13 protein-coding genes and 1 pseudogene are annotated in these 11,864 nt (G+C 57.3%); all 14 read left to right on the top strand.

Going from position 1 to position 11,864, the window contains the following annotated elements:
• Positions 1 to 135 precede the first annotated feature (135 nt).
• Positions 136 to 354 (top strand): annotated as a pseudogene (locus HZB29_09310) (HEPN domain-containing protein).
• A complete protein-coding gene (locus tag HZB29_09305; protein MBI5815792.1) occupies positions 330 to 677 on the top strand; it encodes a nucleotidyltransferase domain-containing protein in 348 nt (115 codons plus the stop codon). The pseudogene HZB29_09310 and the gene HZB29_09305 overlap by 25 nt, the downstream one beginning before the upstream one ends.
• Before the next feature lie 104 nt (positions 678 to 781).
• Complete coding sequence (locus HZB29_09300; protein ID MBI5815791.1) at positions 782 to 1,468, top strand: ABC transporter permease; 687 nt, start codon at positions 782 to 784, stop codon at positions 1,466 to 1,468.
• 7 nt (positions 1,469 to 1,475) lie between these two features.
• Positions 1,476 to 2,315: an ABC transporter ATP-binding protein gene (locus HZB29_09295; GenBank protein ID MBI5815790.1), complete on the top strand. Its 840-nt coding sequence runs from the start codon at positions 1,476 to 1,478 to the stop codon at positions 2,313 to 2,315.
• Positions 2,315 to 3,811, top strand: a complete 1,497-nt coding sequence (locus tag HZB29_09290) for an MCE family protein (GenBank protein ID MBI5815789.1) — start codon at positions 2,315 to 2,317, stop codon at positions 3,809 to 3,811. Before HZB29_09295 ends, HZB29_09290 begins: the two co-directional genes overlap by 1 nt.
• A 27-nt stretch (positions 3,812 to 3,838) precedes the next feature.
• The gene (locus HZB29_09285; GenBank protein ID MBI5815788.1) at positions 3,839 to 5,152 is read left to right on the top strand and encodes a hypothetical protein; all 1,314 of its coding nucleotides are present in this window, start codon (positions 3,839 to 3,841) and stop codon (positions 5,150 to 5,152) included.
• 8 nt (positions 5,153 to 5,160) lie between these two features.
• Complete coding sequence (locus HZB29_09280) at positions 5,161 to 6,366, top strand: M20 family metallopeptidase (protein ID MBI5815787.1); 1,206 nt, start codon at positions 5,161 to 5,163, stop codon at positions 6,364 to 6,366.
• Entirely contained in the window at positions 6,363 to 7,499 is a 1,137-nt protein-coding gene (locus tag HZB29_09275; protein MBI5815786.1) for an anhydro-N-acetylmuramic acid kinase, read from the top strand. The genes HZB29_09280 and HZB29_09275 overlap by 4 nt, the downstream gene beginning before the upstream one ends.
• A 145-nt stretch (positions 7,500 to 7,644) precedes the next feature.
• Positions 7,645 to 8,106, top strand: coding sequence for an acetyl-CoA carboxylase biotin carboxyl carrier protein (gene accB, locus HZB29_09270; protein MBI5815785.1), 462 nt, complete (start codon positions 7,645 to 7,647; stop codon positions 8,104 to 8,106).
• A gap of 21 nt (positions 8,107 to 8,127) precedes the next feature.
• Positions 8,128 to 9,471, top strand: coding sequence for an acetyl-CoA carboxylase biotin carboxylase subunit (accC, locus tag HZB29_09265; GenBank protein ID MBI5815784.1), 1,344 nt, complete (start codon positions 8,128 to 8,130; stop codon positions 9,469 to 9,471).
• Positions 9,471 to 10,229 carry an MBL fold metallo-hydrolase gene (locus HZB29_09260; GenBank protein ID MBI5815783.1) on the top strand — a complete coding sequence of 253 codons (759 nt, stop codon included), beginning with the start codon at positions 9,471 to 9,473 and terminating at the stop codon, positions 10,227 to 10,229. The genes accC and HZB29_09260 overlap by 1 nt, the downstream gene beginning before the upstream one ends.
• A 134-nt stretch (positions 10,230 to 10,363) precedes the next feature.
• The gene (locus HZB29_09255) at positions 10,364 to 10,522 is read left to right on the top strand and encodes a hypothetical protein (protein ID MBI5815782.1); all 159 of its coding nucleotides are present in this window, start codon (positions 10,364 to 10,366) and stop codon (positions 10,520 to 10,522) included.
• A 2-nt stretch (positions 10,523 to 10,524) separates the two neighbouring features.
• Positions 10,525 to 10,995, top strand: a complete 471-nt coding sequence (locus tag HZB29_09250) for a PTS sugar transporter subunit IIA (protein MBI5815781.1) — start codon at positions 10,525 to 10,527, stop codon at positions 10,993 to 10,995.
• A 15-nt stretch (positions 10,996 to 11,010) separates the two neighbouring features.
• Positions 11,011 to 11,763, top strand: a complete 753-nt coding sequence (locus tag HZB29_09245; protein MBI5815780.1) for an NAD-dependent deacylase — start codon at positions 11,011 to 11,013, stop codon at positions 11,761 to 11,763.
• Positions 11,764 to 11,864 lie beyond the last annotated feature (101 nt).

Below are 11,864 nucleotides of genomic sequence, written 5' to 3'. Positions count from 1 at the left end.
GGTTGAGGAAAGTGAGCGGTTATAAACACCTGCCAGAACTGCGTGAGATCATGAAACGGGCTCTGGCGGGGAAGATAATGGTGAAAGCGGCGTGACGGTCATGCCGGGAGTTTCAACTAAAAAAGGGATTGACTCCCGCGAATTCATAATCTTGTAAAATTGGCGGAAATGGCCCGCTTAAACCTTTCGGACGAACAAATTGAATTCTACGCCGCGTTAATTTCGTACTATGTAAGTTCACGCTATCCAGAAGAATTATTTGCCATGTCCAAGGAAGTTACATTAATAAAAGCAGATGCGATATTCCGCAAAACCGGGGAGGAGGTCTCATGGCTCTTGTCTCAGTTGAAATAGAGAATCGTGTTAAAGAAGCCGTGTCGGATTTAAACCGCTCCTCGAAAGTGGCAGCCGCGTACATTTTCGGTTCGCAAACAAACGGCAGGGCTGACGAATGGAGCGATGTGGACATCGGCGTTTTCGCCGAAGGAGTGGAAGCATGGGATTTCGAACGAATGACCAGCGAATTCGTTCATGTGCAAATTAAGTATGGGCACGATCTTGAATTCCACTTCTTTCCCGCATCCGCCTTTGAAAATCCAGAACCGGGGAGTTTCGCTGAATTTGTGAAAGAAAATGGCGTACATATAGATTTTTGTCCGGACAATAAACAGAAATGATCAAATTCAGCGCCAGCGTGTTCCAGGCCATCGTCGGTTCCATAGGCCTGTGGGTGCTATGGACAGCGGAGGCCGTGGGGGAGCTTTCCATCTTCACGTGGCAGATGGCCCGCTGGCTTGCCAAGCCTCCCTTGAGGTTAAAGGCGATCTTCGAGCAGATGCAGGAGATTGGCTACAACTCCGTTCCGGTGGTCGCCATCACGGCCCTTTCTACAGGGGGCGTCCTGGCTCTGCAAAGCTATATCGGGTTCAAACGGTTTGGCGCGGAGAGCATGGTGGGCACCGTGGTGGCCCTTTCGATGACGCGCGAACTTGGGCCTGTGCTGACCAGCATAATGGTGGCCGGGCGGGCCGGGTCGGCCATGGCCGCTGAGCTTGGCACGATGAAGGTGACAGAGCAGATCGACGCGCTGTACACGTTGTCCGCCAATCCCATAAAGTACCTCATCGTGCCGCGTTTCATCGCCGCCACGCTGATGTTGCCGATGCTCGCTGTGATTTCAGACGCGGTTGGTATATTCGGCGGCGCCCTCATCGGGGTGGGGACGCTGGGCGCAAACCCGGTGGTGTACATGAAAAAGACTTTCGAGTTTTTGGAGCTTAACGACATATACTCCGGCCTTTTCAAGTCCATGATATTCGGGATGATCATCGCCATCGTCTGCTGTTTCCAGGGATTTAAGACCGAAGGGGGCGCTGAAGGGGTGGGCCGGGCGACGACACGCTCGGTGGTGATATCGTCAATACTGATCCTGGTGGTGGACTATGTCCTCACCTCGTTCCTGTTCTGAGGGCGTGATGGCCGACGACATAATAATAGACGTTATCGGGGTGCACAAGGCATTCGGGACGAAGGTGGTGCTGGCCGGGGCGGACCTGCGGATACGGCGCGGGGAGTCCATGGTGATCATCGGCGGATCTGGCACAGGCAAGTCGGTGATGATAAAGCACATGATCGGGCTTCTGACTCCGGACAAGGGGAAGGTGCTCGTGGACGGAATCGAGGTGGGAACGCTCAACGAGGAGGATCTGAATAATTTGCGGCGCAAGTTCGGGATGCTTTTCCAGGGGGCGGCGCTGTTCGATTCGATGACGATAGGCGAGAACGTGGGCTTTGCCATCAAGGAGCACACAAACCTGTCCAGGGCCGACCGGGAGAAAAAAGTGACCGAGAAGCTCAACCTCGTCGGGCTTTTCAACGTGGAGAATTTAAAGCCGGCGGAGCTTTCCGGCGGGATGAAAAAACGGGCCGGGCTGGCGCGGGCCATCGCCATGGATCCGGAGATTATTTTGTACGACGAGCCGACCACCGGGCTCGACCCCGTCATGTGCGATCAGATCAACAACCTGATAGTGGACCTGCAGAACAAGATAGGCGCCACGGCGGTGACAATCACGCACGACATGGTCTCCGCAAATAAAATCGCGGACCGGATAGCGATGCTGTACAAGGGGCAATTCGTTTCAGTCGGCACGCCCGACGAGGTGTTTTCATCCACTGTTCCAGAAGTGGCGGAATTCTGCTACATTGGTAAAGTTATCCGGAACACGGAGGCCATCCAGGGACGCCAGACGGCCCCAGCTTCCGGAGATCCGGCCGCAAAGGCGGACATTTCGAATAATCAGGCGGGGATGTAATGAATTTTCTAACTCCGGAAATGAGGGTCGGGCTTCTGACCATATTCGCCGGGTTCGCTCTTCTGTACCTTTCGTTCAAGACCGCCGGTGTGGACATTTTCGGCGGCGGCTCCCGCATGACGATATACGTCCATTTCAACACCGTCTCCGGCATTGAGGAACGGGCCAAGGTGAAGCTTTCCGGCGTGGAGATCGGCTATGTGGAGAAGATAGACCTTGAGGAAAACAAGGCCAAACTGACGATAAAACTGACCAGGCAGGCCGGAATCAGGAGCGACGCCTTGGCCACCATCAAGACCGCCGGGCTCCTGGGCGAAAAATACATAGAGATCGTCCAGGGAACCAAGGAAAGCCCGTTTATCAAAAACGGAGAGACCCTGGTCAATTCCGAGGATCCCACGGAAATAACGGACATGATGGCCAAGGTCGGGAGCGCCATCGAGGATGTGCGGGACATCACAAGGTCTCTGAAAAATGTGTTCGGCACGCTGGAAGGGGAGCAGGCCCTAAAAGACATCCTCAACAACATAGACATGGCCTCCGGGAACCTGCAGGAAATATTGGCGGAGAACCGGGCCGCGCTAAAGTCCACCATGACCAATTTTGACACCATATCGTCCAGCTTCGCAAAAAGCGCTCCGCAGCTTTCGGAAAATCTTGCGCAAGTGGCCGAGGGACTGCGCGAATTGATAGAAGAAAACAAGGACAACCTGTCGGCAGGGATAAACAACCTCAAGGACGTGTCCGGCGAGTTTGGCGGCATCCTCAAGGAGAACAGGGAAAATCTGAAGAGCACGATGGACAACATCGCCAAGGCCTCCGCGAAAATCGACGATTTAATGAAGTCGGTAAAAAGCGCCGGAAGCTCCATCGAAAAGGTGACCAGCAAGATAGAGCGCGGCGAAGGGACGGTGGGCAAGCTTGTCAACGACGAGGCCGTTTATGAAAACCTGAACACAACGCTGGTGGGGGCCAAGAAGTTCCTCAACAAGGCGGACGAGGTGAGCCTTTACGTTGGCATACGCGGCGAGCGCCAGCAGGACACCAAACAGACGAAATCGCACGTCTCCGTGAAGGTGCAGCCCAGGGAGGACAAGTATTATCTGATGGAAGTGTCCGAGGACATGCGCAGGCAGGACCTGAACACAACGCGCAACACAATCAACTCGCTGCTGTACTCTATCCAGATGGCCAAGAGGTTTTCCGACGTCACCATCCGCGCGGGGCTGATTGAGTCGTCGGCCGGCGCGGGGGTGGACTATCACCTGATAGGGAACAAGGTGATGGCGTCCGTTGACATTTTCAACATATCCGGCTACGACAAGGACGCCACAAGCTCTCAATTGAAGGCCCAACTGCGCTGGAACATGCACAAGTACCTGTATGTTTACCTGGGCGGGGACGAGATGCTCAATGAGAAATACCGCACGTTCCTTTTCGGCGGCGGGATAATGTTCGACGACAACGACCTGAAAATGGCCCTCGGGCTGTTGTAGCCGGGCGGAGCCCGCCATGTTTATTTGATGGAAACCTCCAAGTCCCTCACCCCGCTCATCTCCGAGGAGGAGTTCCTGCCCCTTGCGGAGATACATTGCCGCAAGCTGCTGTTCGTGCTGTCGGTCATCAACGACGAGAACATGATCGTCAACAAGCATTATTATTTCACGTTGATGCAGGAGGCCGAAAAGCTTGAAGGTTTCCTGGACGACCACGGCGCCAGGTCCAACATGCGGTGGCTGTATTTCGCGGAGCTTGTGGCCTGCGTGCGCAACTTTTCCATAGCAGGATTTTATCTTTATCACATACTGGACAGGTACCTGGACTATCTTGGCGGCGACGCCGACCAGATGCACAGGGAATTCCGGGACGCCGCGTACAATACGCTGGACTATTTCGCTTTCGTTCTCAGCCGTTTCCACAGCGCCCTTGTGGAGGAGGCGACAGCGCAGGGGATAAAGGTGGGGGAGCGCTCCGCCCCAGCCGGCGATTGGGGCCTGAAGGTGATACCCAAGCTCCCATACACCATCGTCGGCAGCGAGATAAGCGACGTGGACGAGAGGATGATATCCATCGCCCAGGACTACCGCAGGGTGTTCAAGATCTTCCGGCAAAACGGGCTGGACAGGCGCATCAAGGCCACAAAGCTTCTGGAGATAATCCCCGGCAAGATAAGCGAGACCATGTTCACCGGATTCGAGGCGGACCTGCACAACATCCAGAGCGAATACGACACGTACATCAAGGGGGGCAGGCTCGGGGCCGACCCGAACGCCGTGGCCCTGCGCGGGCTCACCGCCATCCCCATGCACCTTTTCGACATGTTAAGGTGGCTTGTGCACTTTTTCGAAAGGCACGAATACGAGACGGAGGCGCGCAAGGGGAGCGTGAAGGGGAGGATAGCGGAGCTTGTGGACGATGGCAAGCTGCTCGCCACAATCGTCGGGTTCGGCCTTCGTTTCAGCGGGAAGTATCTCAACGAGGGGAACAAGGTGGCCGAAAGGATATTGTCGTCATACGTCAAGCCGGTCTCTTACGAACTTGCGATACCAAGGCCCCAGGGGTTCCACGCCAGGCCGGCCACTTACATTTCGCTTGTGGTGCAAGAGCACGGAACGGATGTGTTCATGCATGTGAGCAACGAGAAGTTCGACTGCCGCTCGGTGCTGGAAATCCTCCAGGCAGGCGGCCTGATAGCGGACCTTGGGCTTAACACCGTTAAATTCGAGGGGGACACGCGCGCGCTGGACGACCTGAAGATACTGGCCGAACACAATTATTGCGAGGACCAGGAGATACCGCAGAGCCTCAGTTACCTTCGCATACTTCGCAACCTTTAGGAAAAACGATGAAACCGGGAACACACGGGACAAAGAAGAAAATAATGGCCGCCGCCGATTCGTTCGCGCAGGACGCGCTGCGGATGAACCGCGCCATATTCGACAGGCCGGAGCTTTGCTTTGAGGAAGCGTTCGCCGCAGGGCAAGTGTGCGATTACCTTTCGGGCAAAGGATTTTCGGTGAAGCGTGGAGTGGCGGGGCTTAAGACCGCCTTTGCGGCCAGCCACAAGGGAAAGGGGAGGGGGCCGGTTGTCGCCATCCTCGCCGAATACGACGCGTTGCCGGGCATCGGCCATGCCTGCGGGCATTCGATGATCGCGGCGGCGGCGTGCGTGGCGGCGGCGGCGCTGACAAAGGCAGCTCCGGACCATCCCGGCGCGTTGATGGTGATAGGGACCCCCGCCGAAGAAGGGGGTGGCGGAAAGATACGCATGATCGAAAAGGGGGTGTTCAGGAATGTGGACGCCGCCATCATGGTCCACCCCAGCAACAAGACCCGGGTGATCGCCCGGATGTACGCCATTACCGACCTGCTTTTCGAATTCACCGGCAAGGCGGCCCACGCCGCCGCGTTTCCAGAGAAGGGGATCAACGCCCTGGACGCCGGGGTGCTTTTCTATAACGCGGTGTCGGCCATGCGCCAGCAGCTAAAAGGGGAGGCCAGGATCCACGGCATATTCACCCACGGCGGCGACGCGCCCAACATCATCCCGGAAAGGGTGGAGATGCGTTTTTACATCCGGACGCTGGACCGTGAATATTTCCGCGAGCTTAAGGCCAAGGTGATGGAATGCGCCCGGGGGGCGGCCCGCGCCGCAGGATGCAAGGTGTCTGTTAAATCCCACGGCCATTCCTACGAGCCGTTCTACCCCAGCTATCCCATCGGAGCCGCGTTCAGGAAGAACATGGAGACCGCCGGGATCGCCGACGAGGGCTTTTCGGAGACGGAAGAGATAGGCTCATCGGACATCGGCAACTTAAGCCAGGTGGTCCCGACGCTTCATCCCGAATACGCGGTGGGCGCGCGCGAAGACATTAACCATTCCCGCAATTTCCTTTCCGCCGTCATTTCACAAAAAGGGACGGACGCGATGATGAAGATGACAAAGGCCATGGCCATGACCGTTTACGACCTTCTTGCCGACGCGCGCCTCATGGCGGAGGTAAAGCGGGAGTTTGCCGGACGGGGCAAAAGCGCAAGGGCCGGGGGATGACGATCTGCGTCGGGCTGATGTCCGGCACTTCCATGGACGGGGTGGATGCGGTCGCCTGCGATATCCGCTATAAAAACGGTGTTGTGCGCATAAAGCCTATCGCCCACTTCAAAAAGCAGTATCCGGAACAATTGCGCGAAAGGCTTTATAAGGCCGCCAGCGGCCTTGGTTCCTGCCTGCCAGGCGAATTATGTCTTCTGAACACGAAAGTGGGCGAAGCGTTCGCCTCCTCCGCAAACGCCTTGATGAAAAAAAGGGCAATGCAGGGTGTGCGGGTGGAAATGATCGGCTCCCACGGCCAGACCATATGCCACATTCCGGAAAAAGGCGCAACGATGCAGATAGGCTCTGGCGCGTTGATCGCGGTCAGGACCGGGGTGAGAACGTGGTCTGATTTCCGCTCCGCCGATGTGGCGAGGGGAGGGGAGGGGGCGCCACTTGCCCCTGTCGTCCACGCCGCCCTGTTCGGCGATAAAAGGAAAAACGTCACGGCGCTTAATATCGGCGGAATCGCCAACCTGACCCATTTACCAGCTGGCGAAACATCGCTGACATCGTTGCTGGCATACGACACCGGCCCGGGGAATATGCTCATAGACCACGCGGCGCGCAAAGCCCGCGTAGGACTGTTTGACAAGGATGGAGCCTCCGCCCGCAAGGGAGTTATAAACGAAGCTTTGCTCCGTAAATTATTGTCCCACGGCTATTTCCGGAAGAAGCCGCCCAAATCCACCGGAGCCGGATATTTTGGGGCCGCAGCGTTTGGGGAATGGGCGAATATGGACCTGGATGTCCGGTTGAACCGGGACATTCTGGCCACATTCACCGAATTGACGGCGCGAAGCGTGGCGCTGGAGATTGAAAAACTGAGGCGTGGCAATCGGCCCACGGACCGGCTGGTGATATGTGGAGGCGGGGCGAAAAACGGATATCTTGTCGAGAGGATCGCGGCCAACCTGGGCGGGGTCGAGGTGACAACTTCAGACCGCCTCGGTGTCCCTTCGGACATGGTTGAGGGGATGCTGATGGCCCTTCTGGCCTGGTACGCCGACAACGGCGTGGCTGTTGACCTTTCAAAAATCACAGGAGCGCGCGGCGGCCCGGCGATACTGGGGACATTGGCCCCGGCGTAACAAACCGGTTCAATGCCCGGCCGGCTTTTTCAATGTCCGTAAACCCTTCCATTTTCCGCCGTTTGCGGTTAGAATAGCGCCTGTTTTTAAATATTTATGCAAATCGCGTCCTGACTGAAAACGTCAACCGCTTTAAGGATCCGTCATGGACATCTCCGAGCTTAAAAAGATCATCCGCCTCTTTGAGGAAAGCAAGATATTCGAGCTGGAACTGGAAAAGGACGGCAACCGCGTCCGTTTGAAAAAAGGCTCCGAAGGATTGCATATCCCGGCGCACACAGTCCCGGCGGCGGTGGCCTTCAACCAGCCCGGCGCTTCGGTGGACCAGGCGGGAGCGCCCCAGGCGGCCCCTGCCCCGGTCAATCCGAACCATATCGTCGTTTCCCCCATGGTCGGCACTTTTTACAAGTCCTCATCCCCCACAAACGCGCCGTTTGTGAATGAAGGGGACATCATCCGCAAAGGCCAGGTGCTTTGCATCGTGGAGGCCATGAAGCTGATGAACGAGATAGAGGCGGACGAGGGGGGACGCGTCGTGAAGATATTCCCGGAGAACGGCAAGCCTGTGGAGTATAACGAGCCGCTTTTTGAAATCGCTCCTCTTTAGGCCGGGGAATCCGTTTACCCAATGTTCAAAAAGATACTTATAGCCAACCGCGGGGAGATCGCCATACGGGTCATCCGCGCGTGCAAGGAGCTTGGCATCGCCACCGTGGCGGTGCATTCCACCGCCGACGACAACGCGCTGCATGTGCGTTTCGCCGACCAGTCGGTGTGCATCGGCCCACCACCATCGGCCAAAAGCTACCTCCACATCCCATCGATAATCAGCGCGGCCGAGGTGACAGGGGCGGAGGCCATACATCCGGGCTATGGCTACCTTTCGGAGAACGCGCACTTCGCCGAAGTGTGCGGACAATGCAAGATCACCTTCATAGGCCCCAAGCCGGACCATATAAGCCGCATGGGGCACAAGGCCGCGGCCAGGGCGACCGCCATGGAAGCGGGGGTGCCTGTGGTGCCGGGTTCAAAAGAGACGCTCGCCTCGCTTGAGGACGCCATCGTGGCGGCGGATAATATAGGCTATCCGGTGATGATAAAGGCCGCGGCGGGGGGCGGCGGGCGCGGCATGCGGATACTATGGAGCGAGGGGGAGCTTACCAGCGCTTTTGAAGTCGTCCGGTCCGAGGCGGCCACCGCTTTTGGCGACCCGAACGTCTATCTGGAAAAATACGTCGAAAATCCCAAGCATATAGAAATGCAGGTTATGGCCGACGCATTCGGGAACGTGATCCATCTGGGCGAGCGGGACTGTTCCATGCAACGGCGCCACCAGAAACTTATAGAGGAGACCCCCGCGTTCACGCTCGACCCGAAAATCCGCGAAGCAATGGCCAATGACGCGGTAAAGCTTGCCCGGCGCATCGGCTACCAGAGCCTTGGCACGGTGGAGTATTTGTGCACACCGGACGGCGCCTACTATTTCATCGAGATGAACACCCGCATACAGGTGGAGCACACCGTCACCGAGGAGGTGACGGAGCTTGACCTTGTAAAGGAACAGATACGCATCGCCGCCGGTGAAAAACTGCGCTTCAAGCAGGATGACATCCGCACCTATGGCCACAGCATAGAATGCCGCGTCAACGCCGAGGACCCATACACTTTCGTGCCCAACGCCGGCAGGATCACCGCGCTGAACATGCCCGGAGGCCCGGGCGTGCGGGTGGACACCGCCCTTTTCAACGACGCGGTGGTGCCTCCGTATTACGATTCGATGGTGGCCAAACTGATAGTGCATGGCATAGACAGGGCCGAGGCGGTGGCGAAGATGAACCGCGCCCTTTCGGAGTTCCATATCGCAGGAATAAAGACCACGATCCCGCTTCACCTGGACATACTGGCCACGGAGGAGTTTTTAAGCGGCAAGTATCACACGGGAAGCCTGGAGAAAATTCTCGCGTCCAAGTGATGGAACTCACCCTTTTGGGCACTGGAGCCTGCGCGCCCGACCCGGAAAGGAGTCCCTCCTGCTACATGCTCACCATCGGGGCGGCGCGCTTTCTGATAGATCCGGGCCCGGGAGCGGTCAACAGGATTCTCGCCGCCGGGATGGACCCTTTCGGCGTGGAGGCCATCGTGATCACCCATCACCACCTGGACCATTGCGCCGACCTTCTTCCATATCTTTTCGCGTACAAGAACTGCCTTGAAAGCGCGCCGAAAAACAACGTGACTATCTTCGCCCCCGCCGGTTTCAAGAATGTTTTCGCCAAGCTCATGGAAGTCTATGGGCGGTGGATATATTCGGCCGATTACGAGATACGCATAGAAGAAATGGGGAGCGGGGAATATCACGCCGCCGGATACTCCATCCGGTCGCTTCCGATGCTCCACGGAGCCAACGGCCTTGGTTACCGTTTCGAACGGGCGGGCGGGCCCACGTTAGCTTATTCGGGGGACACGGCGTATTGCTCCCAGTTGATTGAGCTTTCGCGTGGGGCCGATCTTCTGCTTTTGGAATGCACGTATCCGGACGGGGTGGAGACCGACGGGCACATGCGCACCTCCGAAGCGGCCCGGGCGGGGATTTTGAGCGGGGCCAAACGGCTTGTCCTCACCCATTTTCATCCTTCGCAGGACACCTCCACACTGGCGGAAAAAGTCCGCTCCGCCGGGTATGCGAGGGAAGTTATCGTAGGTGAGGACGGGATGAAAATAAGGATATGATAAGAACGCCAAAGCACGCTACCAACCCCTCCTGTTAATGTGGTACATTTCAAATCAGCCTTGCGGGGAAGGCGCGGCGATAATCCGCCGCCAAATTATCTGTTGAATTACATGAAGCTGGCGGCGCGAAATACATGGTCCGGTTGATTATGTGGACATTGCTTGCCGCACTGGTGGCCTTTTTCGTAATCAACGGATGGTATCTTCGAAAAGACATCAAGGACCACACCGGCGATCCATTCAAGGACGAGACTGGCGGCGGTGATGGCGGGAAAGTGAAACAAGAGCGGTAAAGATGAATATCACCGACTATCTGACCGCAGACCTGGTCATGCCAGGATTCGCCCCGGCCGATAAAGACGAAGCCATCGGCAAAATGGTGGACCACCTGGTGGCCGCAGGCAGGCTGGGGGAGGACCGGCGCGATCCATTGTTCGAAAAGCTGATGGAACGCGAAGGGCTTTCGTCCACCGGCATCGGAGGCGGCGTGGCCATCCCCCACGCCTCGGGTGAAAACATAGCGGACATGCTGGTGGTGATGGCGCTGTGCCCGGACGGGCTGGAGTTCGGGGCGCTGGACGGACAGCCGGTGAGAATAATATTCCTCATAGTAGGATCAGAGCGGTCGCCGAAAGTCCATCTTCAGCTTCTGGCCACGATTGTTCGCGCATGCAGAAACCAGGGGCTTGTCAACGGCCTGGTGTCCACCGCCACCGCCGGTGACGCTTTCGCCATTTTGAGCGTACACGAAAAACAAAGCGCCTGATCGGGAGCGCCTTATATGGACTCACGAGGCCTGAACCTGCCGGAAAAAGTTGTCCGTGCGTTACAATCGGCCAGAAACGCCGCCGTTCTCACCGGCGCGGGAGTCTCCGCCGAATCGGGAATTCCCACATTCAGGGGGGCCGGCGGCCTTTGGAATAATTACCGCGCGGAAGACCTGGCCACCCCCGAAGCCTTCGAACGGGATCCGGAGCTTGTCTGGCGCTGGTATGACTGGCGGCGCGGGATCATAGCCTCCAAAACGCCAAATCCCGGCCATTACGCGCTCGCTCAAATGGAAGGCCTTTTCGAAAACTTCACCCTTATCACCCAGAATGTGGACGGGCTTCATGCAAAGGCCGGAAACCGCCGGATACTCGAGCTTCACGGCAACATCTGGCGCTTGCGGTGTATTGCCGAGGGAACTGTGCGCGAAGACCATGATGTCCCGCTGACGCAAATCCCGCCCCGCTGCCAAAATTGCGGAGCCATGGAGCGGCCCGGCATCGTGTGGTTCGGAGAATCTCTGGAGCCGCGGATTATCGGCGGGGCGTTCGACGCGGCGCGGAAGGCGGAGCTTTTCATCGTGGCCGGAACCTCCGGAGTTGTGCAGCCGGCGGCGGGCCTTGCGGGAGTGGCGCGGAAGGCCGGAGCGGTGGTGATAGAGATAAACCTGGAACGCACGCCTATCTCATATAACGCCGATGTCACACTGACCGGACAGTCCGGCGGGATAGAAAGTGTCCTAAACTTAGTTGAAACGAAGGTATGACCTCACCTGCTACCATGTTTTTGAACGAAAACAACGGAAAGCAAGGAGGTCACATGAAAAGAGTAAACGGTAACGGGAAAACTGGCAAGGGAAGAATGGAT

Source organism: Nitrospinota bacterium, from assembly GCA_016235255.1.
In the GTDB taxonomy this organism is placed as follows: Bacteria; Nitrospinota_A; UBA7883; order UBA7883; family JACRLM01; genus JACRLM01.
Note: the sequence above shows the minus strand (reverse complement) of the source record. Positions and strands in the feature narration are given on the sequence as shown.